Genomic DNA, 24,528 nt, shown 5'->3' with positions numbered 1-24,528 from the left:
TCAATCATGACACCCAGCAAGACCATCGTCATCACCCACACGATGACAAGACGCTCACGTTCGCCGCCACTCCCACAGCGCCGCAACGGAAACGACAATGACGCAGCGCGTGGCACAGGAGCACGGGGCGGTGACAACGGCGGATGCGGAGGCGGGCAGAGCGGGAGCGACCGGGCGGATACGGAGGCCGACCGAACCCCGGCCGCGGACCGGCCCCGGCCCCGGGTCGAACTCCAGCCCCGGCACGCCCGCGAACCCCAATCGGGTCGCCCGCTCGCCGCGCTCCTCTGCCACCCACGCGGACACGGCCTCTACGACGACCAGGGCGCGCGGATGTGGCGAAGACAGCCGCCACCCACACGAACCCGGCCCCGACCAACCCGCCCCACGCCACACCACCCCTCATCGCCGCCGTCTTTTGACTGAAGCGGGACTGTCCAATCCCTCCCCAGGAGAAGAGGTTTCCCTCAGGAGAGGAGGCGTTCGATCAGCGTTCGCCATCCCTCGCCGAGTACGAGTTTGACCTCTTCGAGCGGCCGCGGCGGTTCGGAGGCGAGGAACATGAGGGGCGGCCCTTCGAGGGCGGCCTTGAGCATGATCGCGAGGCCGTCGGGGTTGGGGAGGTCGGGGTCGGCTTGGGCGAGGAGGACTCGGAGGTGGAGGGCGGTGAGGTCGACGTCGCCTCCGGGGAGCGGTTGGCCCGGTTCCATTGCGGCCCGGGCCAGCGCGCGGTGCTCCAAGAGGAATGCGATCCGGGCGCGGCCGAAGGCGACCAGGCGCGGCACGGGGTCGGCGCCGGGGCCGAGGGGTGGGGGGCCGGAGAGGACCTGTGCTTGGAAGCGGTGCTCGTCGGCTTCGATGAGGGCCTTGAAGATGCCGGCGCGGGTGCCGAAGCGGCGGAAGACGGTGCCTTTGCCGAGTTCGGCGCGTTCGGCGAGGCCGTCCATGGTGACCTGCTCGACGCCGTGCTCGGCGATCATCCGGCGGGCGGCGTCGAGGAGGCGCTCGCGGTTGCGGGCGGCGTCGGCGCGTTCGGTGCGCGGCTTTCCGAAGGGCACGAGAGGTCGATCCACGGGGTCAATGTACCTCCCGGGAATATAAGCGGGGGACGGTCCGTTTATGATGGGGCGGTCCGAGCCGAAGGCGCCTCGGCCGCGAACGCACCGACGCACCGAAGGACTCCCTGACATGAACCTGTTCCGACTGGACGCCAGCATCCTGCCCGGCACCTCCTCCAGCGCCCGGATCGCCGACCTCGCCGAGGCCGAGTGGACCGCCGCCCACCCCGGGGGCGCCGTCGTCCGCCGCCACCTCGGCACCGACCCGCTGCCCGCGCAGGCCTGGGTCGACGCCACCGTGGCGGGCTTCACCGCCGAGGACGAGCGCACCGAGGGCCAGGCGGACGCGGTCGCGCTCGCCGCCGTCCTCGCCGAGGAGCTCCAGGCCGCCGACGCGGCGATCCTGGCCGTGCCGCTGTACAACTACGGCGTCTCGCAGCACTTCAAGACGTGGGCCGACCTGGTGATCGCCGGGGCGGGCCCGACCACGCCGGTCCTCAAGGGCACGCCGACGGTCCTCGTCACCACCCTCGGCGGCGGCTACGGGCCCGGGGCGCCGCGCGAGGGCTGGGACCACTCGACGCCGTACCTGGAGCGGGTGCTCGGCGACATCTGGGGCGCCGACCTCACCGTCGTCAAGCGCGAGCTGACGCTGGCGGCGACGACGCCGGGCATGGAGTCCCTGCGCGAGATCGCCGAGGAGCAGCACGTCCGGGCGCAGTCGGCCGCGCGCGAGGCGGGCCGGGCGCTCGCCGGGGCCTGAACCACCACGAGGCGCCGGTCCGCGGGACCGGCGCCTTCGTCGTGCGCGGAACGGGCATTCGGGTACGGAGCGGAACGGCCGGGGGGCCGCGATTGACAGCCGTGGATATCCCTCATACCATGGCACCACCCTCATCCGAAAGTTTCACAGAATCTCCGAAACTCTCGGAACGCCCTATCCCTCCTCCGCAACGGAGCTGCACACCCATGAACGACCGACCCCGAGACCGGCAGCGGCGCCTGCGAACGCTTGCCGCCGGAACCGGCGCACTCCTCCTCGCCTCCCTCGCCTTCGCCCAGCCCGCCGCGGCCCAAGACGTCGTCCACACCTCCGACTTCGAGGACGGCACCGTCGGCGCCTGGGCCCCCCGCGGCCCCGTGACCCTCGCCGTCGAGGACGGCGCCCTGCTCACCACCGGCCGCTCGGCCGACTGGCACGGGCCCTCCTTCGACCTCACCGGCCTCGTCGCCCCCGGCGGCCTCTACGAGATCGCCCTCAAGGTCCGCTTCGCCGACGACAGCGCCGGCGAACTCCTCACCGCCACCGTCCAGCGCGAGGACGCCGCCGGGACCTCCTACGACTCCGTCGTCTACCAGGCCCCCGCGAGCACCGAGTGGACCGAGCTGAGCGGGCAGTACTCCATCGCCTCGCCCGCCGACGCCCTCACCTTCTACGTCGAGTCGCCCACCGTCGACGCCTCCTACCTCATCGACGACTTCACCGTCACCGAGCTCACGCCGCCCGGCGTCGAGCACGACATCCCGTCCCTCAAGGACGTCCTCGCCGACGACTTCCGCATCGGCGCGGCCGTCGACCCCCGCGACCTCACCGGCCCCTCGGGCGAACTGCTCGGCAAGCACTTCAACCAGATCACCGCCGAGAACCACATGAAGCCCGACGCCATCCAGCCCACCGAGGGCACCTTCACCTTCGACGCCGCCGACGAACTCGTCGACTACGCCGAGGCGAACGGCATGGAGGTCTACGGCCACACCTTCCTGTGGCACACGAGCCAGGTCCCCGAGTGGTGGTTCCAGTACCCCGCGGGCCACCCGAAGGCCGGCGAGCCCCTCGGCGACTCCGACGAGGACCGCCAGATCATGACCGACCGGCTCGAAGCCCACATCGGCGCGCTCGCCGAGCACTACGGCGACCGCATCTGGGCCTGGGACGTCGTCAACGAGGTCATCAGCGACAACAACGCCGAGGTCTACCGCCACAGCCGCTGGTACGAGATCTTCGACGGCCCCGACTACGTCTACGAGGCCTTCCGCATCGCCCGCGAGCAGTTCGACGCGGTCGGCGCCACCGACGTGAAGCTCTACATCAACGACTACGGCACCGAGAACCCCGGCAAGCGCGACAACCTCTACAACCTCGTGGAGGACATGCTCGCCGCGGGCGTCCCCGTCGACGGCGTCGGCCACCAGACCCACATCAACCTCAACACCTCGATCGACCAGGTCGAGCAGACCCTCGACAAGTTCGCCGGCCTCGGCGTCCTCCAGTCCGTCACCGAACTCGACATCGCGATCGGCGCCCCCGGCGAAGGCGTGGAGTTCCCCGAACTCGAAGCCCGCCTCGTCGAGCAGGGCCACTACTATCGCGACCTGTTCGCCATGTACCGCGAGCACGCCGACCAGCTCGAATCGGTGACCGTGTGGGGCCTGCACGACGGCCGCAGCTGGCTGCGCTCGGAGACCCGGCCGCTCGAGGCGCCGCTGCTCTTCGGCGACGACCTCCGCTCCAAGTGGGCCTACTGGGGCATCGTGGACCCGACCCGCCTGCCCGAGGTGCCCGACACCGAGACGCCCGAGTTCGCCCGCGTCCAGGTCCCGCTCGCCGACGCCGCCCCGGCGATCGACGGCGAACGCGAGGCCGCCTGGGACGAGGCCAACACCGTCGCCACCGACGTCGTGATCGAAGGCGACGAGAGCGGCGCGAAGGCCGACGTCTCGCTCATGTGGGACGAGGGCGCGCTCTACGCGCTCTTCGAGGTCACCGACCCGCAGCTGGACGAGTCCAGCGTCAACCCCTGGGAGCAGGATTCCGTGGAGCTGTTCCTCAGCCCCGGCAACGCCCGCGAGGGCGGCTACGGCGACGCCGACGGCCAGTACCGCGTCAGCTTCACCAACGCCGTCAGCCTGGGCGGCAACGGACCCGACTCCGGCGAGCTCACCAGCGCCGCCGCGGTCACCGACACCGGCTACCGCGTCGAAGTCGCCCTGACCCTCGCCGAGGGCCAAGGCGTGGTCGGCGCCGAACACGGCCTGGAACTCCAGGTCAACGACGGCACCGACGGCGCCCGCACCGGCGTGCGCACCTGGTACGACCCGACCGGCCTGTCCTGGAACACCAACGCGAACTGGGGCATCGCCGAACTCGTCGAAGAGGTCGACGAGGGCGACGGCGGCGGCAAGCTCCCGACGACCGGCCTCGGCCTGACCGTCGCCTTCGCCGGCGCCGCGGTCCTGGCCCTGGCCGGAGCCGCGACCCTGGTGACGGTCCGGCGCCGCCGCGCCGCCGCCTGGGGCGAATAACCGCATAGAGGACGGGGACGGGACCGCGACCACCCCACGCGGTCCCGTCCCCGCCGCGTTCCCGGCTCAGGCCCGGCCGCAGGCGGACCGATCCGCCCGTGACCGGGCCTTTCCGCAGGCCTCAGCCGATCCCCGGACCCTCGCCCGGTCCCAACGTGCTCTCCCGGGCGACCAGACGGTGCGGGGCCACGACCTCCTCGGCCGCCGCGCCCGGGTCCTCGATCCGGGCCGCGATGCGGCGCACCGCCTCGCGCGCGATGAACGGCGTGTCCAGCGAGACCGTCGAGAGCGAGGGCCGCGCGAACCGGCCCTCCTCGATGTCGTCGATCCCGATCACCGCCACGTCGTCGGGGACGCGCAGCCCCGCGTCGGCGATCGCGCGCATCGCGCCGACCGCGAGCAGGTCCGAGAAGCAGAAGACCGCGTCCGGCCGCGGGTCGAGCGCCATGAGCGCCGTCGCCGCCGCGTAGCCGTCGGTGCGGCTGTAGTGCGGCGCCGGGGTCGCGTACGCCGCGGGCACCTCCAGCCCCGCCTCGGCAAGGGCCGCTTCGTAACCGGCGGTGCGCAGCAGCGGCGTCGAGTACTCCTCCAGCGGCTGCGCGCCGATCGCGGCGATCCGCGTCCGCCCGGTCGCCACCAGGTGCGCCACCGCGTCCTTCGCCGCCCGCACGTTGTCGATCGCCACGTGGTCGAACCGGCCGTCGAACTCGTGCTCGCCGAGCAGCACCAGCGGCATGTGCTCGGAGCGGTGCATGTCGAGCAGCTCCGACTTCGTCACCAGGGGGCTGAAGAGGATGCCGTCGAAGAGCATCGTGCGGTCGTCGCCCATGAGCAGGCGCCGCTCGCGCTCGTGGTCGTGCCCGGTCTGGTCGATCATGACGCGGTAGCCGTGCTCGGCGGCCGCGTCGATCACGTCCCGGGCCAGTTCGCTGAAGTACGGTACGTCGATCTCGGGCACCACGAGCGCGAGCATCCCCGTGCGGCCGGTGCGGAGGGTGCGGGCGACGGGGTTGGGGCGGTAGTCGAGCTCGCGGATCGCGGTGAGCACGCGCTGGCGCATCCGCTCGGAGACGTGCTCGTACCCGCTCACCACGTTGGAGACGGTTCGGACTGATACCTGCGCCAGTTCGGCGACGTCGCGGAGGGTTGCCGGCATACGGGCCATCCTACCGTTTGCAACGTCGGCAAAGGGGTGCTACCTTTTGCACACGATGGAAAATCACACAAGGGAGTGTTCCATGCAACGCCATCTCCTCCGGCGACGCGCCCTCATCGCGTCCGCCGGGCTCGCCGCCGCGGCCCCCGCCCTCGCCGCCTGCGGTCCCGACATCGCCTCCGACGACGAGTCCGGCGCCTCAGAACTCCTCAAGGCGCCCGACCGCACGAAGGGCGAGATCACGATCTGGGACCGCTCGGGCGACCTCTTCGAGGTCTTCGAAGGCACGATCGCGGCGTTCAACGCCAAGTACCCCGACATCACCGTGAACCACGTCGCCGTCGACATCGACGCGAAGCTCCAGAACACCCTCATCACCGGCGCCGACGTGCCCGACGGCGTCTTCCTCGACGACGCCAAGGTCGGCGGCTTCACCGACTACCTGTGGGACCTCGGCGACGTGCTCGCCCCTTACGCCGCCGACATCGCCCAGCAGAAGCTCGACGTCAACACCGTCGCCGGCGGCGTCTACGGCGTCCCCTTCGACCTCGACCCGGGCCTGCTGTTCTACAACGCGACCGCGCTCGAAGCCGCCGGGATCGACGTCGACGCGATAGCCACCTACGACGACCTGCTCCAGGCCGCCCGCGACTACCAGGCCGCCGTGCCCGGCGCCGCGCCCATCCACCTGGAGCAGTCCGCGTTCCTCGGCCAGCTCCAACTCGAGATGTACGCGAGCCAGCTCGGCACCTCGATCGCCGACGCCGACGGGAACCTGCGCCTCGACACGCCCGAGTTCGAGCAGATCCTCACCTTCCTGGACACGGTGCGCGCCGAGGGCCTGGGCACCCGCGCCGAATACCTGACGCCCACCGACATCGCCGAACTCGACAACGGCAACCAGGTCTTCTACCCCTGGGCCATCTGGTTCTCGTTCGCGCCCCAGCAGGTCCTCACCGAGACCACGGGGGACTGGCGCGCGACCCAGCTCCCCGCCTGGGAGACCGGCGGCGCCCGTTCGGGCGCCATGGGCGGCTCCTCCTTCGTCCTCCCCAAGGACGGGAAGAACGCCGACCTCGCCTGGCTCTTCTACGAGTTCCTCATGTTCGATCCGGCCGGGTACGCCGCCGTGTGGGGCCCCGGCGAGGTCTACCCCGAAGGGCTCGCGACCTCCATCCCCAGCTACACGCCCGCCGCCGACCCCGCCAAGCCGCTCTACTCCGAGATCACCGCCCTCGGCGGCCAGGACCTGTGGACCGTCGCCACCGAGGCCGGGGCCCAGATCCCCGGCGGCACGCCCACCCCCGCCTGGTGGACCGGCGCCGTCGACTACCTCGGCAACAACGTCCAGCGGATGCTCGACGGCGACATGACCCCCCAGGAAGTCCTCGCCCAGTCCAGTGAGGACATCCAGACGAACCTGGTCGACCGCCAGTGACGGCGCCGACCGCCACCGCGACCCGGCGCGCCCCTCGCGCCGGGCGCGGCACGGCGCGCCTGCGCAGGCGCGCCGCGCCGTACCTCTTCGTGCTGCCCTTCGTCGCGATCTTCGCCGCCTTCAGCGTCTACCCGCTGTTCTTCACCGCCCGCCTCTCCTTCACCGACTGGCGCGGCACCGGGGCGGCCACCTGGGTCGGCTGGGACAACTACACCTACCTGCTCACCAACCCCGCGTTCTGGTCCTCCCTGGGCAACTCCGCGATCCTGTGGCTGCTCATCGTCCCCGTCCAGATCGTCCTGGGCATCCTCGTCGCCGTCCTGCTCAACAACGCGAAACTCCGCCTCCGCGGCCTCTACCGGGTCGCGTTCATCGTCCCGTTCGTGACCCCGCTCGTGGCCGTCGCCCAGATCTGGGTCGTCCTCTTCGACCAGCGCTACGGCGCCGTCAACGCGTTCCTCGGCCTCTTCGGACTCCCCGACACCGGCTGGCTCACCACCAGCGCCTGGGCCAAACCGACCCTCGCGCTCCTGTTCCTGTGGAAGACCACCGGCTTCATCGTGATCATCCTGCTCTCGGGACTCCAGTCCATCAACGCCTCCATCTACGAGGCCGCCGACCTCGACGGCGCCTCCAAGGCCCGCCAGCTCTGGAACATCACCGTCCCGCTCCTGCGCCGCACCATCGGCTTCGCCGTCGTCCTCCAGACCCTCGCGGTCTTCCAGATGTTCGCCGAGCCCTTCGTGGTCACCCAGGGCGGGCCCTACAACTCCACCACCACCGCCGGCTACTACCTCTACAACCACATCACCCGGGCGGACCTGGGCACCGGGGCGGCGAACTCGTTCCTCCTGGTCGTCCTCGTCATGGCGCTGTCGCTCCTGTTCGTCCGCCTCCTGCGAGCGAAGGACTGACGATGGCCGCCAACGAAGCGACACGCCCGCGCGTCGGCTCGCACCTGTTCCTCATGCTGCTGCTCGTCGCCTTCCTCTTCCCCGTCGGCTGGGCCCTGCTCTCGGCGTTCAAACCCGCCGAGGACATCGTGCGCGCGCCCCTGGCGTTCGACCCCTCGACGTTCAACCTCGACAACTACACCGCGATGTTCCAGGACGTCCCGATCGGCCAGGGCTTCCTCAACACGGCCGTCGTGCTCCTCTTCAAGGGCGCCTGCACCATGTTCTTCGCCCCGCTCGCCGCCCTCGCCTTCGCGAAGTACCAGTGGATCGGCAAGAACCTCGTCTTCGGGGCCGTCCTCGTCACCCTCATGCTCCCCACGATCGTCCTCATCATCCCGCTGCTGCTGGAGATGAAGGAGCTCGGCTGGGTGAACACCTACCAGGCGCTCATCCTCCCCGGCGCGGTCGACGCCTTCGCGATCTTCTGGATGCGGCAGGTCATCTCGGCCGTCCCCGACGAACTCCTCGACGCCGCCCGCGTCGACGGCTGCGGCGAGTTCGCCATCTTCTGGCGCGTCGTCGTCCCCGTCATCCGCCCCGGCCTCGCCGGGCTCGGCGTCCTCACCGTCATGAACATCTACAACGACTTCGTCTGGCCCGTCGTGGCCGCGAGCAACGAGCGCATGGCGACCCTCCAGGTCGTGCTCTCCACGCTCGCGCAGAACATCACCGGCAACCGGATCGGCGCCGACTACGCCGCCGTCACCGGCGAACTCCTCGCGGCGAGCTCCGTCGCACTCATTCCGCTGCTGGTGCTCTTCATCCTGCTCCAGCGGCATTTCATCAACGGCATCCTCGCCGGCAGCGTGAAGGGCTGACGCATGACACCGAACCCGATCCCCCGCCCCGAATACCCCAGGCCCGACCGCGACCGGTCCGAGCGCTGGCGCAACCTCAACGGCCGCTGGGACTTCGCGGCCGACGGCTACGTCGGGCCGATCACGGTCCCGTTCGCCTGGGAGAGCGCGGCCTCCGGGGTGCACCGGACCTGGCTGGAATCGGGGACCTACCGGCGGGGCGTCACCGCGCCCGCCGACTGGGACGGGTCGCGGATCGTGCTCTCCTTCGGCGCCGTGCACCACCGCGCGGTCGTGTCGATCGACGGCGCGGCGGTCGGCGAGCACACCGGCGGCTACGAGTCCTTCGAGTTCGACGTCACCGACCACCTGCGTCCCGGCGTGCCCGCCGTCCTGGAGGTCGCGGTGACCGCGCCCGCCGACAAGCGGGCGATCCCGCACGGCAAGCAGCGGTCGATCCCGCGCGACGACTACGACGGCGTCTCCTTCACGCCGACCTCCGGCATCTGGCAGACGGTGTGGCTGGAGGCCCGCGGGCGCACCTACGCCCGCTCGGTGGCCCTGCGCGGCGACAGCCTCACCGGCATCGACGTCACGGTGGTCCTCGCCGGCGACGCCCCCGCCGGCCACGCCGTCACCGCCTCGGTCGCCGGGGCGACCGCGACCCTGACCGCCGACGCCCACGGCACCGCGAAGGGCCGCATCGAGATCGCCGAGCCGCGCCTGTGGTCCCCCGAGGACCCGCACCTGTACGCCGTCGAGGTCCGCACCGGCGACGACCTCGTCACCGCCGCCACGGGTCTGCGCCGCTTCGAGGCCCGCGGCGAGGAGCTGTACCTCAACGGCGAGCGGACCTACCTGCGCGGCGTCCTCGACCAGGGCTACTGGCCCGACACCGGCCTCACCGCGCCCGACGCCGAATCGCTCCTGCGCGACCTCGACCTGGCCCGCGGCCTCGGCTACAACCTCGTGCGCAAGCACCTCAAGTTCGAAGAGCCCCTGTGGCTCCACGAGGCCGACCGCACCGGGATGCTCGTGTGGGCCGAGCCGGCCTGCCCGAGCCGCTTCTCGCCCGAGGCGGCCGAGGCGTTCGAGGCGCAGCTCCCGGCGATGGTCGAACGCGACGGCAACCACCCCGGCATCGTGATCTGGGGTCTGTACAACGAGGAGTGGGGCCTGGACTGGGACCTCCCCGGCAGCCCCGAGCGCGCCGCGGCCGCCGTCCGCGCCTACGAACTGCTGCGGGCCCTCGACGACACGCGCCCGATCGTGGAGAACTCCGGGTGGTCCCACGTGCGCACCGACCTGGTCGACTGGCACTACTACGAACCGGACCTCGCCGAGTGGAAGGCCGCCGTGGCGCGCCTGGCCTCGGGGGAGCAGGACGCCTTCGCGGTGCGCCTGGGCCCGGACTTCACCGTCGACAAGTCCTTCTACGCCTCGCCCGACGTGCCGCGCCGCGGCCTGCCGATCGTCAACTCCGAGTACGGCGAGGGCTTCACGAGCCTGGAGCGCGCCTGGCACCTGCGCTGGGAGACCCAGGAGCTGCGCCGCCACGACCGCTTCGCCGGGTACGTGTACACCGAGTTCGCCGACGTCGAGCACGAGTCCGCCGGGCTCCTGGACACCGACCGGCGGCCCAAGGACCGCGGCGGCTGCCTGCCCTCGGACGTCAACGCCGCCACGGTGCTCGTGCTCGACCTCGTGCCGCTCGCGGCCGGCGCCGACGTCACGGTGCCGACCGCGCCGTTCGCCGTCGACGCGCACGTCTCCCACCACGGTCCCGAGGCCGTCTCGGGCACCGTCCGCGCCGCCTGGGCGCCCGCCGGGACGCCGGTCGACGCGGTCGCCGTGCCGCCCGAGCCGGGCGCTCCCGTGAAGGCCGAGCCGTTCCGGCTCTCGCCCGCGGTCCGCGTCGAGGTCCCGGCCCCGGGCGGTCCCGCGCGGCTCCTGCTGTGGCTCGTGGACGCCGAGGGCGCCGTCCTCGCGCGGTCCTTCCTGGACGCCGCCGAGGTCGAGCCGTCCAACCGCCGCGGCGCGCGCCCCGGCGAGTTCACCGGCGCGCCCGTCCCCGGCCTCGCCTGAACTGAGAAGCGGGCCCCGTCGCAACGGGGCCCGCTCACCTTTCTCTACACGTTGAAGGTCGCGGCGTCGATGACGAAGCGGTAGCGCACGTCCGAGGCCAGGACACGTTCGTACGCGTCGTTGATCTTGTCGGCCGCGATGACCTCGACCTCCGAGGCGATGCCGTGCTCGGCGCAGAAGTCGAGCATCTCCTGCGTCTCCTTGATCCCGCCGATGTTCGAGCCCGCGAAGGTGCGCCGGCCCATGATGAGGCCGAAGGCGTGCACCGAGAGCGGCTCGGCGGGCGCGCCGACGTTCACCAGCGCCCCGTCCACGGCGAGCAGCCGCAGGTACGCGTTGACGTTCACCTTGGCGCTCACGGTGTTGACGATGAGGTCGAAGGTCCCGGCGAGGGTCTTGAACGTGGCCGGGTCGCTCGTCGCGTAGTAGTGGTCGGCGCCCATGCGCAGGCCGTCGTCCTGCTTCTTCAGCGACTGGGACAGGACCGTGACCTCGGCGCCCATGGCGTGCGCGAGCTTGACGGCCATGTGGCCCAGCCCGCCGAGGCCGACCACCGCGACCTGCTTGCCCGGACCCGCGCCCCAGTGGCGCAGCGGCGAGTACGTGGTGATGCCCGCGCACAGCAGCGGCGCGGCGGCCTCGTACGGGATCGCCTCGGGCACGCGCAGCACGAAGTCCTCGTTCACGACGATGTGCGTGGAGTACCCGCCCTGCGTCACGGTGCCGTCGAGGTCGACCGCGTCGTAGGTCCCGATCATGCCCTTGAGGCAGTACTGCTCCTGCCCTTTGCGGCACTGCTCGCACTCGCGGCAGGAGTTCACCATGCAGCCGACGCCGACCCGGTCGCCGACCGCGTGCCCGGTGACGGCCGTGCCGATCCCGGCGACCTCGCCGACGATCTCGTGGCCGGGCGCGAGCGGATAGGAGGCCGGGCCCCATTCTGAGCGCACGGTGTGGATGTCGGAGTGGCAGATGCCCGCGTAGGCGATGGCGATGAGCACGTCGTGCGGCCCGAGGTCGCGGCGCTCGATCGTGGTCGGGGCCAGCGGCTCGGTCGCCGACGTGGCGGCGTAGGCGTTGACGGTCAGCACTGTTGCTCCATGAGGTTCGGTGACACTGGGGGGCGCCCGCGGTCCGCGGCGCACCACCATGGTCGCCCATGAGGGCCCCGACGGCAAAACCGTCGGCGCGGCGCTCACTTCGCGGCGGCGGTCCGCCGTTCGGCGTACGGCGATTCGAGGAGGTTGCGCAGCACCACGGCCGCGCCGCCGACCGCGGCGGCCCGCGAGACGTCGCCGGCGAGCTCGGCCTGCACGGTGTGCACGTCCCGCATGAACACCGACCGGTCGAGCACCTCCTGGATGGCGTCGCGGTAGACCGGCCCGACGTCGGCGAACGCGTTGCCCGCCAAGACGACCCGTCCGACGTCGAAGAGGTTCACGAGCGTCACGGTCGCGACGGCGAGGCGCTGCGCGGAGGCGGCGACGAGCGCGGCGGCGGCCGGGTCGCCCGCGACCGTGGCGCGGCCGATCGCGAGGAAGTCGGTGAGCAGGTCGGCGCCGAGCCCGAGGCGCCGCGAGAGTTCGGGGTCGGCGAGCGCGCTCGCGACGACGGCGCCGGGCCCGGCGTACCCGTCGAGGCAGCCGCGGTTGCCGCAGTGGCATTCGGGGCCGAGGGCGTCGACGGAGATGTGGCCGAGTTCGAGGCCGTTGGAGGTGACGCCGCGGTAGGGGCGCCCGTCGAGGATGACGCCGGAGCCGATGCCGCCGGACATGAAGACCACGGCGAAGCTGGAGGCCGAGCCGCCGAGGGTCTGGACGCCGACGCCCGCGGCGGTCGCGTCGTTCTCCACGATCACCGGCAGGCCGGTGGCCGCGGCGAGGGTCTCGGCGAGCGGGTAGCCCGCCCACTCGGGGGTGGGCATCGGGACGATGAGGACGCCCGCCTCGCGGTCCTGCGGGCCGTAGGTGGCGAGGCCGATGCCGAGGACCTGCGCGGCGGTGAGCCCGGCGTCGTCGAGCATCCCGCCGACGTGCTCGGCGAACTCGGCGACGACCGTGTCGGGGTCGCGCTCTCCGGGCGCCGGGAGGCTCCGCTCGGCCACGAGATTCCCGGCCAGGTCGACCACGACGCCGACCGCGGAGTACAGGTCGAACTGGACGCCGACCATGTGGCAGGCGTCGGGGCGCAGGCCCAGGAGCCGCCGCGGGGTGCCGCGGGTGGTGGGGAGGGTGCCGACCTCGTGGACGAGACCGAGGGCCATGAGCTTGCGGACGGCGTGGGTCATGGTGGCCTGGGTGAGCCCGGTGGCGTCGGCGAGCTCGACGCGGCTGACCGCGCCGCGGTCCCGGATGAGGTCGAGGACGACGGCCAGTGTCGGCATGCGCGTGTCGGCACCGAACGATCGCAACACGGCCTCCTTGCGTGACGGCACCATGAACGGCAGGCGATATCGAACACCATACTGGACGTCTCTGGAAACGATGCAGCCGAAAAGTGAGAGCGGAGGCACAAGCGCGCCTCCGCTCCCAGCTCACGCAGTGGTCAAATGCACCACGACCGCCTGGATCGGCCAAAGCGTCGGCGGCTGGAGGCCGGCCTCCATGAGCGCGCGGCCGGTCAGGACCACCGGTTCGCCCCCGAGCCAGGCCGGGAAGACCCAGCCCCAGCGCGCCTCGCCCGCCTCTTCGCGGACCCGCACGGCGTAGCGCCGGTCGGGGTCGAGCCCGGCCAGGCGCACCCGTTCGGGCAGGGCGTCCTCCAGGGACGCGACCGTCGCGAAGGTGAACACCGCTTCGGAGCGGTCGGGTGCGACGACGCCGCGCACGCGCAGGGCGGGGTCGGACACGTCGGGGTGGACGACCCGGCCGCCGTGCAGCAGGCCCCGCAGCTCCTTGTAGAGCGCGGCGAACGCGGTGATCCGCTCGGTCTCCTCGTCGTCGCAGGTCAGGATGTCCCATTCGAATCCGGCCGAGCCCTGGAGCGAGGTCGCGATCCGGTACGACAGGGGCGTGGCCCGTCCCGAGGAGTGCGCGGGGGAGGGGCCGACGTGCGCGCCGATGAGCTCGGGCGGGAGCACCAGCTCGGTCCAGCGCTGGATCTCCTGGCGCTCGACCGGGTCGTTGGAGTCCGAGGCCCACACGCGGTCGGTGTGCGCGAGGATGCCCAGGTCGGTGCGGGCGCCGCCGGAGGAGCACGACTCGATCTCCAGGCCCGGGTGGTCGGCCTTGAGGCGTTCGATGAGCCGGTAGGCCGCGAGCGTCTGGAGGTGCGTGCCCGGCGCCCCCTCGTGGACGGGTTCGACGAGGTCGCGGTTGTGGTCCCACTTGATGAAGTCGATGCCCAGGGCCGCCACGAGTGCCGACATCTGGCCCCGCACGTGTTCGAACGCCTCGGGGTTCGCGAGGTCGAGCACGTACTGGGTCCGGAACGACAGACCCTCGGGGGAGGGCACGGACGCGGGGTTGGCGAGGAGCCATTCAGGGTGGGCCCGCGCCAGGTCGGAGTCGAGGTTCACCATCTCCGGCTCGAACCACAGCCCGAACTGCATCCCCAGGGAGTGGACGAGGTCGGCGAGCGGTTCGAGGCCCTCGGGCCACACCTCGCGGTCGACGGTCCAGTCGCCGAGCCCGGCGGTGTCGGAGCGGCGGGCGGGGAACCACCCGTCGTCGAGCACGAACCGCTCGACGCCGACGGCCGCGGCCTTGCGCGCGAGGGCGGCGATCTTGTCGAAGTCGTGGTCGAAGTACACCGCCTCCCAGGTGTTGAGCACGAGCGGGCGCGGGGTGCGCGGGTGCTGGGGGCGGGCCCGCATCCACGTGTGGAAGCGGTCGGCGACGCCGTCGAGCCCGGCGTCCGACCACGCGAAGTACGCCGTGGGGGTCCGGTAGGCCGCACCCGAGGCGAGGCGGATCTCGCCGGGGCGCAGCAGCTCGCCGGCGCCCAGCACGGTCGGGTGCTCGGGGCCGCGGTCGGTGCGGTGGCGCACGTCGGCGCTCCAGCCCAGGTGCACGGCCCACACCTCGCCGCCGCGCCCGCGCGGGGCGCCCTCGGAGGCCAGCGTGACCCACGGGGCGTCGTGGCCGCCGCGTCCGCGGCGCGTCTCGCGGACGTTGGTGCCGCGCGGCATCGCGCCCGTCGACGGCGACTTCTCGCGGGTCCAGCGGCCCGCGAACGAGGTGAGCGCGTCGGCCGAGCGCGGCACCGGCAGCGTCGCCTCCAGCCACGCCACGTCCAGCTCCGCGCCGGTGTTCGCCAGTTCGTGCGAGAGGAGCACGAGCCCGCCCGCGCCGATCGAGACGTCGAGGCGCAGCACGAGTCCCGCTTCGGCGTCGGTCGCCTCGAAGCGCGCCGAGGACTCGTCGGCCTCGGCCACGGCCGTGGTCCAGCGCGGGTACACCGGCCGCCCGCCGCGGGTGGCGAGCAGGCCCGGCCTGCCCGACCAGCCGTCGGACTCCTGCGGCACGAGCGGGACGCGCCAGGCGGCGTCGAGGGTCCCCGGCGCGGTCTGGCGGCTGGTGGCCCGTTCGAACGCGGCGAGGTCGGCCTCGTCGAGACCGCCGAGGTCGCGTCCCCAGTGGAGGACGGCGGGAAGCCCGGTCGACTCGTGGGCGAGGATGAGGGCGACGCCGTCGCGCCGCAGCGTCGTCCAGGTTCTGGTGTTCACGTTGCTCCTTCGGTGTTCGGGATCGGCCACGCTTCGGCCGCCGCCCGCGCCGGGGCCCACGGGCCCCTCCCGGGCGAGGACATCGGCAGCGTGCGCAGGACGTGCAGGGCGCCGCCGGTGGCCGCAGCGATGTCCACATTGGATGAGACGAGCACGCTCGGGCGCCGCAGCACCCGGCTCAGCGCGCTGCGCTCCAGTTCGGCGGCGACGTGCTCACGGTAGAGCTGTCCGGAGATGACGAACGCCGGACCCGCCAGCACCACGGTGTCGAGGTCGAAGAGGTTCACCAGCGCCACCGCCGCCTGCCCGATCCACCGCGCCGAGCGCTCCAGCAGCCCGGTCGCCTCGGGGTCGCCCGCCCGCCACGCGCGCGCGATCCGCTCGAAGTCGGCGAGCGTGCCGTCCGGCGCGCCCCGCACTCCGAGCCGCTCGGCCAGGTCCGGGTCGGCGAGGACCTTGGCGACCACGGCCTCCGGTCCGGCCTCGGCCTGGGCGCAGCCGCGGTTGCCGCACACGCACGGGGCCTCGCCGCCGTTGAGCGCGACGTGCCCGATCTCGACGGCGTTCGAGGCCCGGCCGCGGTAGACCTCGCCCTCGACCACGACGCCGCCGCCGATGCCCGATCCCATGTAGACCAGGCCGAACGTGTCGGTGGGGAGCCCGCCGGCCCAGCACTCGCCGAAGGCCGCCGCCGTGGCGTCGTTCTCCAGCAGCACCGGCAGCCCGATCAGACCCTCGAGTGTCCCGGTGAGCGGGTACTCCATCCACTCGGGACCGGGCTGCGCCGTCAGGAGCATCCCGCGCTCGCGGTCCTGGGGCCCGTGGGTCACCAGGCCCACGCCCAGGACCCGGCTGCGCGGCACGTCGGCGCGGCGCAGGAGCGCCCCGAGGTGCTCGGCGAGGGCGTGCACCGTCTGCTCCGGACCGGTAGCACCCGAGCCCCGCAGTCCCGCACTGGCGACCCGCGTTCCGGCGAAGTCGAGGACGACTATGGTGGTCGTTGTCCGGTCAATCTGGATACCGACGGCATACCACGCACTCGCGACGAGTTCGAGGAGCCGCCGGGGCTGCCCGCGGCCCTGCTGCGGGTCGCGGCCGACCTCCCGGACCAGCCCGGCGTCGATGAGCCGGCGCACCGCGTTGGTGATCGTCGCGGGCGTCAGCTCCGAACGTTCTGCGAGCTCGACGCGACTGAGCGTACCGCTCGCACGCAGGAGGTCGAGCACGCGAACGGCGGTCGTGGCACGGGCCGTCCCGTTGTCCGCCATGTTTCGACCCCCTCTGAAAGTTCATCGGATTTTCTTATTGACAGGTTAAATTTAACGCGTTAATAATAGTCCGTGCGCCGCGGGTCGGCGCCCCCCTCCAGCTCCGTGGGCGATGCAGCCCCGGACTCGAAAGGACGAAGATGTCACCCACCAACGGAATTCGGCGCAGGGCCGTGGGAGCGCTCGTCGGCGCGACTGCGCTCGGCCTCACGCTGACCGCCTGCACCGGCTCCGGCTCGGGAGGCGGCGACGCCTCGACGCTGGTCGTCTACACCGGACAGGCCGGCGACTACCAGATCAACTTCAACCCCTTCTCGCCCTCGCGCATCGGCGGCCTGGGCACGATCTACGAGACCCTCTTCTTCCACAACAAGGCCCAGGTCTCCGACCCGGTCCCGCTGCTGGGCACCGAGCAGGCCTGGAACGAGGACGGCACCGTCCTGTCCGTCACCCTGCGCGACGGCGTCAAGTGGAGCGACGGCGAGGACTTCACCGCCGAGGACGTGGTCTTCACCTTCGACATGCTCAAGGAGACCCCCTCGATCAACGCGGGCGGCTTCGACGGCACCGTCGAGGCCGTCGACGACACCCACGTGACCTTCTCGTTCGAGGAGCCCACGTTCGTCAAGGGCCCCGACCTCATGAACACCCCGATCGTCCCCGAGCACCTGTGGGCCGACATCAACCCGGTCGAGGACGTCATCGAGGAGCCGATCGGCACCGGCGCGTTCACGCTCAAGGAGTTCAAGCCGCAGGCTTACACGATCGAGGCCAACGCCGACTACTGGGGCGACGAGCCGAAGGTCAAGGAAGTCCGCTTCATCTCCCTCTCGGGCAACCAGGCCGGCGCCGACGCCATCGCCGCGGGGACCATCGACTGGCAGACCGGCCCGATCCCGGACATCCAGAACACGAACAAGAACTTCCCGAACTACGAGGCGTTCACCCAGTGGCAGAACCAGATGGTCCTCGCCACCTGCTCGAACGCCGACCTCGGCTGCACGGGTCCGCAGACCGACCCGGCCGTGCGCCACGCGCTCTACTACGCGCTCGACCGCGAGCAGCTCAACAACCTCGCGTTCATGGAGACCGCCAACGAGATCTCCCCGGCGTTCACCCTGACCCCGAGCCAGGACCAGTACCTCACCCCCGTGGTGACCGAGCTCAGCGCCCCCGAGCGCTCCCTGGCCGACAACGCCAAGGAGTCCCTGGAGTCCGCGGGCTGGGCCCTGGGCGACGACGGCATCTACGCCAAGGACGGCGAGCGCCTCTCGCTGACCGTCGAGGTCGTCACCGGCTGGACCGACTACATCACCGCGATCGACACCATGGCCTCCCAGGCCAAGGAGGCGGGCATCGAGCTCGTCGCCGCCCAGTCCTCGTGGAACGAGTGGACCGAGAAGAAGGTCTCCGGCAACTTCCAGCTCGCGATGGACTCGCTGTGGCAGGGCCCCGCGCCCGACCCGTACTACCTCTACAACTACTTCTACAGCTCCGCCTCGGGCGCCGAGGTCGGCGAGAGCGCCGGCAACAACTACTCGCGTTACGACAACCCCGATGTGGACGCCGCGATCGACGAGCTCTCCACCCTCCCGCTGGACGACCTGGCCGCCCGCCAGGAGTACTTCGAGAAGATCCAGGGCGCGATCATCGAGGACATGCCGTACGTGCCGGTCTTGACCGGCGGCACGACGAGCATCTGGAACACCGCCGAGTTCTCCGGCTGGCCCTCGGGCGAGGACCTCTACGCCTTCCCGGCGGTCTGGTCCGCGTTCGACGCGGCCGAGATCTTCAAGCGCCTCGAGCCTCAGGGCTGACGAGCCCCCGTCGTCCCCGAGGAGGAGTCGAAACACCGTGAATTACTTCGTACGCAAACTGAGCTTCTACGCGGTCGCCCTATGGGCCGCGCTGACGCTGAACTTCGCCATCCCGCGCATGCTTCCGGGCAACCCCGTCGACATCCTGCTGGCCAAACTCCAGCAGCGAGGCGGCACGGTGACCCCGGAGACGCGCGAGGCGTACGCGCTCCTCCTCGGGGGCGACAGCTCCGACCCCCTGTGGGTCCAGTACTGGGACTACCTGAAGAACCTCGCCAGAGGCGACCTGGGCGTCTCGGTGAGCTACTACCCGACCAAGGTCTCCGACGTGATCCTCACGTCCCTGCCCTGGACCGTGGTGCTCGTCGGGATCGCCACGATCATCGCCGCCGTCCTCGGCGTCGCCCTGGGCGCCTTCGTGGGTTGGAAGCCGGGCACCTGGCTCGACACGCTCGTGCCCTCCACGACGCTCCTGGCCGCCGTCCCCTACTTCTGGCTCGCCCTCATCCTCACCTACCTGCTCGCCCGCGTCCTGGGCTGGTTCCCCATGCAGGGCGGCTACGACGTCGTCCTCACCCCGGGATGGAACTGGGAGTTCATCTCCTCGGCCATCACCTACGGGTTCCTGCCGGCCCTGACGATCGTGCTCGCCTCGATCGCCGGCTGGCTCCTGGGGATGCGCAACATGATGGTCTCCACCCTCTCCGAGGACTACATCCTCACCGCCGAGGCCAAGGGCCTCACCCCGATGAAGATCCTGCGCTCCTACGCCTCCCGCAACGCCGTCCTCCCCTCGGTCGCCGGTTTCGCGATCTCCCTCGGGTTCGTCGTCTCCGGCTCGGTCATCACCGAGCAGGTGTTCTCCTACCCGGGCATCGGCGGCCGGCTCCTCGGCGCGGTGACGAACAACGACTACGCGCTCATGCAAGGCGTGTTCCTCTTCATCACCCTCGCCGTGCTGGGCGCCAACCTCGTGGTCGACCTGCTCTACGGCCTGATCGACCCGCGCACCCGCGCCCGGTCCTGACGGGAGAACCGAACCATGACGAACCTCGCCTCCCCCACCGCCCTCGACACCGCCGCGGACGAACCCGCCCCCTCGGGGCGCCCCGCCCGCGCCGGCTGGCGCTCCCTCCTGCCGACCATGACCCCCTGGCTCGCCATCGGACTGGTCCTCATCGGCGGCATCACCCTCTTCGCCGTCATCGCCCCCTACTTCGTCGGCGACCCCCGCGAGATCCGCGACATGGGCCTGACCGGGCCCAGCGCCGAATTCCCCCTGGGCACCACCCAGACCGGGCAGGACGTCCTCGCCCAGCTCGCCTTCGCCACCCGCGGCTCGCTCCAGATCGGCATCATCGTCGGCCTGCTCGCCACCGCGCTCTCGGCCCTCTTCGGCATCTACGGCGCCTACAAGGGCAAGGTCCTCGACGAGGCCTTCTCCCTGCTGACCAACGTGTTCCTGGTGATCCCCGGACTGCCCCTGGTCATCGTCATCTCCGGGTTCGTCCCCCGCGAGAGCCGCGGACTGTGGACGATCGCCGTCGTCCTCGCCGTCACCAGCTGGGCCGGCGCCGCCCGCGTCCTGCGCGCCCAGACCCTCTCGGTCCGCAGCCGCGACTACGTCGCCGCCTCCCAGGTCTCCGGCGAGAAGTCCTGGCGCGTCATCGTCGTCGAGATCCTCCCGAACCTCCTGCCGGTCATCGCCTCGCAGTTCGTGTTCGCCGTCATCGCCGCCATCCTCGGCGAGGCCGGACTCTCCTACATCGGCCTCGGCGCCTCCAACTCGGCCACCCTCGGCACCATGCTCTTCTACGCCCAGAACGGGTTCGCCCTCTCCCTGGGCGCCTGGTGGTGGTTCGTGCCCCCGGGCCTCATGATCGCCCTGTTCGGCATGGGCCTGTCGCTCGTCAACTTCTCCATCGACGAGCTCATCAACCCCAAGCTCAAGAACCTTCGCCTGCACCGCAAGCGCGCCCGCCGGGCCGCCCGCCTCGAACGCGAGCTCGCCCGCGACACCACCGCAAAGGAGGCCGTCCGATGACGACCGCGACCGGCGCCGCCGCGCGGCCCGTGCTCACCGTCGAGGACCTCACGGTCGTCTACGAGTCCGACGAGCCCGTCACCGCCGTCAAGCACGCCGACCTCACCCTCCACCGCGGCGAGATCCTCGGCCTTGCAGGGGAGTCCGGCTGCGGCAAGACCACCCTCGCCTACGCCGTCAACCGCCTCCACCGGCCCCCGGCGCGCATCGCCTCCGGCCGCATCACCTTCCACGACAAGAGCGGCGAGGACATCGACATCCTCGCCCTCGAAGACGCCGAACTGCGCGCCTTCCGCTGGGACAAGCTCTCCATGGTCTTCCAGGGCGCCATGAACGCCCTCAACCCCGTCACCACCGTCCGCGCCCAACTGCGCGACACCCTCCTGGCCCACCGGCCCGGCATGTCCCGCAAGGCGATCCGCGAACGCTCCGAAGAGGTCCTGCGCCGCGTCGGCGTCGACGTCCGGCGCCTCACCTCCTACCCGCACGAACTCTCCGGCGGGATGCGCCAGCGCGTCATGATCGCCATGGCCATGCTCCTGGAACCCCAGATCATGATCATGGACGAGCCCACCACCGCGCTCGACGTCGTCGTCCAGCGCGACATCCTCCGCGAGATCGTGCGCCTGCGCGACGAACTCGACTTCGCCGTCGTCTTCATCACCCACGACCTCCCGCTCCTGCTGGAGATCAGCGACTGCATCGCCGTCATGCTCGAAGGCGAGATCGTCGAACTCGAGAGCGCCCAGCGCCTCTACCGCGACGCCTCCCACCCCTACACCAGGCGCCTCCTCGGCTCCTTCCCGAGCCTCTCGGGCTCGCGCGGCGCCTTCATCCGCACCGGCGTCGACGAGACCGCCCCGGTCCCCGCCCAGGCCAGCAAGGAGCGAGCATGACCAGCGTCCGCGTCACCGACCTGGTGAAGGACTACAGCATCAGGACCGGCCTCAAACGCACCCGCCTGCGCGCCGTCGACCACGTCAGCCTCGAACTCACCCCCGGGCGCACCGTCGCCCTCGTCGGCGAGTCCGGCTCGGGCAAGTCCACCATCGCGAAGATCCTCACCCGCATGGAGACCCCCAGCTCAGGCACCGTGGACGTGCGCCTCGACGACGGCACCGCCGTCGCCAGGTCCCGCTACCGCCGCGAGGTCCAGATGGTCTTCCAGGACCCCTTCGCCTCGCTCAACCCCTTCCACTCCATCGAGCACCACATCGCCCGGCCGCTGCGCATCCACAAGCGCACGACCACCGCCGAGGAGACCCGCGAGCGGGTCCTGGAGATGCTCGAGCGCGTCAACCTCACCCCCGCGGCCAACATCGCGCCCCGCCGCCCCCACGAGCTGTCCGGCGGCCAGCGCCAGAGGGTCGCCATCGCCCGCGCCCTCGCACCGGGCGCGCAGGTCCTCATCGCCGACGAACCGGTGTCCATGCTGGACGTCTCCATCCGCCTCGGCGTCCTCAACCTCCTCGGCCGCCTTCAACGCGAGGACGCCCTCGCGGTCCTGTACATCACCCACGACCTGGCCACCGCGCGCCACTTCTCCGACGAGATCGTCGTCCTCTACCGCGGCCGCGTGGTCGAACGCGGCCCCTCGGACGCTGTCATCCTCGACCCCCACCACGAGTACACGAAACTGCTCGCGCTGGCCGCCCCCGACCCCGAGCGCCCCGGCCGGGTCACCTCCTCCGACCCCGTCGACCGCGAGACGATCGACAACTCCACCTGCTACGACCACTTCACCGGCTCCTGGCAGGAGGCGGGCGTGCCCGCCGCCGCCCGCGCGGCGGCCCCCTGATGACCGTTCCCGAAGCGGTGTCCGCGATCATCCCCGAGCCCGACCCGGCCCCGCCGGTCGTGCGCCTCGCCGAGGGCCTCGCCTACGGCGGGGACTACAACCCCGAGCAGTGGGCGCGCGAGGTCTGGGACGAGGACGTCGCGCTCATGCGCGAGGCCGGCGTCAACCTCGTGACCCTCGGCGTCTTCGCCTGGGGCACCGTGGAGACCGCCAACGGCGTGCGCGACTGGGCCTGGCTCGACGAGGCCATCGAGCTGCTGCACCGCAACGGGATCGGGATCGACCTGGCGACGCCGACGGCCGCGCCGCCGAGCTGGCTCCTGGCCGCCCACCCCGAGATCGCCCCGGTGCTCGCCGACGGCTACCGCGAGCCCGCGGGCGGGCGCAACGCCTGGTGCCCGGCCTCGCCGGTGTACCGCCGGTACGCGCTGCGGCACGTGGACGCGCTGGCGGAGCGCTACGGGCGCCACCCGGCGCTGCGGCTGTGGCACGTGGGCAACGAGTTGGGCGGCGGGAACGCCCGCTGCCACTGCGAGTTGTCGGCGGCGGCGTTCCGTGAGTGGCTGGCGCACCGGCACGGGAGCCTTCAGGCGGTGAACGAGGCCTGGGGCACCGCCCAGTGGGGGCACCGGTTCGGCGCCTGGGAGGAGATCGCGCCGCCGCTGGGGCGCCACGGCGCCCCGAACCCGGGCCTGTACCTCGACTACGAGCGGTACTCCTCGGACGCGCTCCTGTCGCACTACCTCGCCGAGAAGGCGGTCCTCCAGGCCCGTTCGGACGTGCCGGTGACGACCAACCTCATGGTCGGCGCCGGGGCGCAGGTGGTCGACTACGCGTCCTGGGCGAAGCACACCGCCGTCGCCGCGAACGACCACTACACCCTTGTGGACGATCCGCTGCGGGAGCAGGATCTCGCGTTCGCGGCCGACCGGATGCGCGGCATCGCCGAGGGCCGGCGCCCGTGGCTGCTCATGGAGAGCTCCACGGGCGGCCCGAGCTGGCAGCGGCGCAACCGCGCCAAGGACCCCGGCGAGATCGCGCGCCACTCCCTGGGCCATGTGGCCCGCGGCTCGGACGGCGTCATGTTCTTCCAGTGGAGGGCCTCCACGGCCGGGGCCGAGCAGTTCCACTCGGCGATGCTGCCGCACAGCGGGACGCGTTCGCGCGTGTGGCGGGAGGTCGTGGCCCTCGGCGCGAACCTCAAGGCGCTCAAGGAGGTCCAGGGTTCTGTCGTGGAGCCCGCCCGTGCGGCGATCGTCGCCGACGACCTCGCCGGCTGGGCGCTCCAGCACGGACTCAAGCCCCACCGCGGCCTGCGCTACGGCCGCGAGCTGCGCACCTGGCACCGGGCCCTGTGGCAGCGCGGCATCCTGTGCGACGTGGTCCCGGCGGACGCCGACCTCGACGGCTACGACCTCGTCGTCGTCCCGACCATGCTCGTGGTCGACGACGCGGCCGCCGAGCGTCTGCGCGCGGTCCCCGCGCGCGGCGGCACGCTCGCGGTCACCTACCTGTCGGGCGTGTGCGACCGCGACGGCCGCGTGCTCACCGGCGGCTTCCCCGGCGCGTTCCGCGACGTGCTCGGCGCCTGGACCGACGAGTTCTACCCGCTCCAGGAACGCGAGCGGACCGATCTGGACGACGGCTCCGATGTGGAGGACTGGACCGAGCGGGTGCACCTCGACGGCGCCGAAGCGGTCCTGCGCTACGCCTCCGGTTCGCTCGCGGGCGCTCCCGCGGTGACCCGCAACGGGATCGGCGAGGGCGCGGCCTGGTACGTCTCGGCGCCCCTGGCCGAGGCCGCGGTGGACGCCCTGGCCGGGCGCCTCGCCGCGGAGGCCGGGCTCGAACCGGTCGTGGACGCGCCGCCGGGCCTCGAAGCGGTCCGCCGCGTCGGCCCCGAGCACTCGTACCTGTTCCTGCTCAACCACGCCGACACGGACGCGACGGTCGCCGCCGACGGGCACGACCTGCTTGCGGACGCCGCCGTCGGTCCTGAAACGACGGTCCCGGCCGGCGGTGCGCGCGTGGTGCGCGAGGCCGTCCGCCGCGCCCGCGAATGACCCGGGTCCGCACGCCCGCAGCAACACCCGCGACCCCCGCGTGACCGACGCGTCCGCTCCCACATGAAGAGCGCCGACG

18 protein-coding genes are annotated in these 24,528 nt (G+C 71.8%); 12 read left to right on the top strand and 6 right to left on the bottom strand.

Translation table 11 applies throughout. From position 1 onward, the window contains the following. Nucleotides 1-467: 467 nt before the first annotated feature. Nucleotides 468-1,073, bottom strand: a complete 606-nt coding sequence (locus E9998_RS22800) for a TetR/AcrR family transcriptional regulator (RefSeq protein ID WP_136532000.1) — start codon at nucleotides 1,071-1,073, stop codon at nucleotides 468-470. A 115-nt stretch (nucleotides 1,074-1,188) separates the two neighbouring features. On the opposite strand from E9998_RS22800, the gene E9998_RS22795 reads away from it, so the two are divergent. Both E9998_RS22795 and E9998_RS22790 read left to right on the top strand, forming a co-directional pair. Further along, nucleotides 1,189-1,821 carry an FMN-dependent NADH-azoreductase gene (locus tag E9998_RS22795; protein ID WP_136531999.1) on the top strand — a complete coding sequence of 211 codons (633 nt, stop codon included), beginning with the start codon at nucleotides 1,189-1,191 and terminating at the stop codon, nucleotides 1,819-1,821. 206 nt (nucleotides 1,822-2,027) lie between these two features. Next, nucleotides 2,028-4,361, top strand: a complete 2,334-nt coding sequence (locus E9998_RS22790; protein ID WP_158299949.1) for an endo-1,4-beta-xylanase — start codon at nucleotides 2,028-2,030, stop codon at nucleotides 4,359-4,361. A gap of 121 nt (nucleotides 4,362-4,482) precedes the next feature. On the opposite strand, the gene E9998_RS22785 is transcribed toward E9998_RS22790, so the two are convergent. Continuing rightward, a complete protein-coding gene (locus E9998_RS22785; RefSeq protein WP_136531997.1) occupies nucleotides 4,483-5,517 on the bottom strand; it encodes a LacI family DNA-binding transcriptional regulator in 1,035 nt (344 codons plus the stop codon). 82 nt (nucleotides 5,518-5,599) lie between these two features. On the opposite strand from E9998_RS22785, the gene E9998_RS22780 reads away from it, so the two are divergent. The 4 genes from E9998_RS22780 to E9998_RS22765 are packed head-to-tail and all read left to right on the top strand — an operon-like array spanning nucleotide 5,600 to nucleotide 10,793. Further along, entirely contained in the window at nucleotides 5,600-6,955 is a 1,356-nt protein-coding gene (locus E9998_RS22780; protein ID WP_136531996.1) for an ABC transporter substrate-binding protein, read from the top strand. Then, nucleotides 6,952-7,869: a carbohydrate ABC transporter permease gene (locus tag E9998_RS22775; RefSeq protein ID WP_136531995.1), complete on the top strand. Its 918-nt coding sequence runs from the start codon at nucleotides 6,952-6,954 to the stop codon at nucleotides 7,867-7,869. Before E9998_RS22780 ends, E9998_RS22775 begins: the two co-directional genes overlap by 4 nt. A 2-nt stretch (nucleotides 7,870-7,871) precedes the next feature. Then, the gene (locus E9998_RS22770; RefSeq protein ID WP_136531994.1) at nucleotides 7,872-8,729 is read left to right on the top strand and encodes a carbohydrate ABC transporter permease; all 858 of its coding nucleotides are present in this window, start codon (nucleotides 7,872-7,874) and stop codon (nucleotides 8,727-8,729) included. A gap of 3 nt (nucleotides 8,730-8,732) precedes the next feature. Further along, nucleotides 8,733-10,793 carry a glycoside hydrolase family 2 protein gene (locus tag E9998_RS22765; protein ID WP_136531993.1) on the top strand — a complete coding sequence of 687 codons (2,061 nt, stop codon included), beginning with the start codon at nucleotides 8,733-8,735 and terminating at the stop codon, nucleotides 10,791-10,793. Nucleotides 10,794-10,837: 44 nt separating this feature from the next. On the opposite strand, the gene E9998_RS22760 is transcribed toward E9998_RS22765, so the two are convergent. The 4 genes from E9998_RS22760 to E9998_RS22745 all read right to left on the bottom strand — a co-directional run bounded on the left by E9998_RS22760 (nucleotide 10,838) and on the right by E9998_RS22745 (nucleotide 16,727). Beyond that, nucleotides 10,838-11,884: an NAD(P)-dependent alcohol dehydrogenase gene (locus tag E9998_RS22760; protein ID WP_136531992.1), complete on the bottom strand. Its 1,047-nt coding sequence runs from the start codon at nucleotides 11,882-11,884 to the stop codon at nucleotides 10,838-10,840. A gap of 104 nt (nucleotides 11,885-11,988) precedes the next feature. Further along, nucleotides 11,989-13,203 (bottom strand): ROK family transcriptional regulator, encoded by a 1,215-nt coding sequence (locus tag E9998_RS22755; protein WP_158299948.1) that lies wholly within the window; start codon nucleotides 13,201-13,203, stop codon nucleotides 11,989-11,991. A gap of 123 nt (nucleotides 13,204-13,326) precedes the next feature. Continuing rightward, on the bottom strand, nucleotides 13,327-15,459 hold the full coding sequence (locus E9998_RS22750) for an alpha-galactosidase (RefSeq protein WP_136531990.1): 2,133 nt from the start codon (nucleotides 15,457-15,459) through the stop codon (nucleotides 13,327-13,329). Further along, nucleotides 15,456-16,727, bottom strand: coding sequence for an ROK family transcriptional regulator (locus E9998_RS22745; protein WP_136531989.1), 1,272 nt, complete (start codon nucleotides 16,725-16,727; stop codon nucleotides 15,456-15,458). Before E9998_RS22745 ends, E9998_RS22750 begins: the two co-directional genes overlap by 4 nt. 140 nt (nucleotides 16,728-16,867) lie before the next feature. Here E9998_RS22745 and E9998_RS22740 point away from each other — a divergent pair, with 140 nt between their 5' ends. Genes E9998_RS22740 through E9998_RS22715 form a run of 6 tightly spaced genes read left to right on the top strand, consistent with a single transcriptional unit; the run spans nucleotide 16,868 to nucleotide 24,449 of the window. After that, nucleotides 16,868-18,544, top strand: coding sequence for an ABC transporter substrate-binding protein (locus tag E9998_RS22740; protein WP_136531988.1), 1,677 nt, complete (start codon nucleotides 16,868-16,870; stop codon nucleotides 18,542-18,544). 37 nt (nucleotides 18,545-18,581) lie between these two features. Then, complete coding sequence (locus E9998_RS22735) at nucleotides 18,582-19,571, top strand: ABC transporter permease (RefSeq protein ID WP_136531987.1); 990 nt, start codon at nucleotides 18,582-18,584, stop codon at nucleotides 19,569-19,571. Nucleotides 19,572-19,586: 15 nt separating this feature from the next. Further along, nucleotides 19,587-20,588 (top strand): ABC transporter permease, encoded by a 1,002-nt coding sequence (locus E9998_RS22730; RefSeq protein ID WP_136531986.1) that lies wholly within the window; start codon nucleotides 19,587-19,589, stop codon nucleotides 20,586-20,588. Further along, a complete protein-coding gene (locus E9998_RS22725; RefSeq protein WP_136531985.1) occupies nucleotides 20,585-21,484 on the top strand; it encodes an ABC transporter ATP-binding protein in 900 nt (299 codons plus the stop codon). The genes E9998_RS22730 and E9998_RS22725 overlap by 4 nt, the downstream gene beginning before the upstream one ends. Continuing rightward, nucleotides 21,481-22,386, top strand: a complete 906-nt coding sequence (locus E9998_RS22720) for an ABC transporter ATP-binding protein (protein ID WP_136531984.1) — start codon at nucleotides 21,481-21,483, stop codon at nucleotides 22,384-22,386. The genes E9998_RS22725 and E9998_RS22720 overlap by 4 nt, the downstream gene beginning before the upstream one ends. Further along, complete coding sequence (locus E9998_RS22715; protein ID WP_136531983.1) at nucleotides 22,386-24,449, top strand: beta-galactosidase; 2,064 nt, start codon at nucleotides 22,386-22,388, stop codon at nucleotides 24,447-24,449. The genes E9998_RS22720 and E9998_RS22715 overlap by 1 nt, the downstream gene beginning before the upstream one ends. Nucleotides 24,450-24,528: the final 79 nt, after the last annotated feature.

Source organism: Glycomyces paridis, assembly GCF_004912155.1.
Classification (GTDB): domain Bacteria; phylum Actinomycetota; class Actinomycetes; order Mycobacteriales; family Micromonosporaceae; genus Glycomyces; species Glycomyces paridis.
This window is presented reverse-complemented; position numbering and strand designations above follow the sequence as displayed.

Excerpts from the sequence above, each read along its gene's own strand:
- E9998_RS22785 (WP_136531997.1), bottom strand. The coding sequence starts at position 5,517 with ATGCCGGCAACCCTCCGCGACGTCGCCGAACTGGCGCAGGTATCAGTC.
- E9998_RS22790 (WP_158299949.1), top strand. The coding sequence starts at position 2,028 with ATGAACGACCGACCCCGAGACCGGCAGCGGCGCCTGCGAACGCTTGCC.
- E9998_RS22765 (WP_136531993.1), top strand. The coding sequence starts at position 8,733 with ATGACACCGAACCCGATCCCCCGCCCCGAATACCCCAGGCCCGACCGC.
- E9998_RS22780 (WP_136531996.1), top strand. The coding sequence starts at position 5,600 with ATGCAACGCCATCTCCTCCGGCGACGCGCCCTCATCGCGTCCGCCGGG.
- E9998_RS22725 (WP_136531985.1), top strand. The coding sequence starts at position 20,585 with ATGACGACCGCGACCGGCGCCGCCGCGCGGCCCGTGCTCACCGTCGAG.
- E9998_RS22740 (WP_136531988.1), top strand. The coding sequence starts at position 16,868 with ATGTCACCCACCAACGGAATTCGGCGCAGGGCCGTGGGAGCGCTCGTC.
- E9998_RS22745 (WP_136531989.1), bottom strand. The coding sequence starts at position 16,727 with ATGGCGGACAACGGGACGGCCCGTGCCACGACCGCCGTTCGCGTGCTC.
- E9998_RS22730 (WP_136531986.1), top strand. The coding sequence starts at position 19,587 with ATGACGAACCTCGCCTCCCCCACCGCCCTCGACACCGCCGCGGACGAA.
- E9998_RS22795 (WP_136531999.1), top strand. The coding sequence starts at position 1,189 with ATGAACCTGTTCCGACTGGACGCCAGCATCCTGCCCGGCACCTCCTCC.
- E9998_RS22720 (WP_136531984.1), top strand. The coding sequence starts at position 21,481 with ATGACCAGCGTCCGCGTCACCGACCTGGTGAAGGACTACAGCATCAGG.
- E9998_RS22715 (WP_136531983.1), top strand. The coding sequence starts at position 22,386 with ATGACCGTTCCCGAAGCGGTGTCCGCGATCATCCCCGAGCCCGACCCG.
- E9998_RS22770 (WP_136531994.1), top strand. The coding sequence starts at position 7,872 with ATGGCCGCCAACGAAGCGACACGCCCGCGCGTCGGCTCGCACCTGTTC.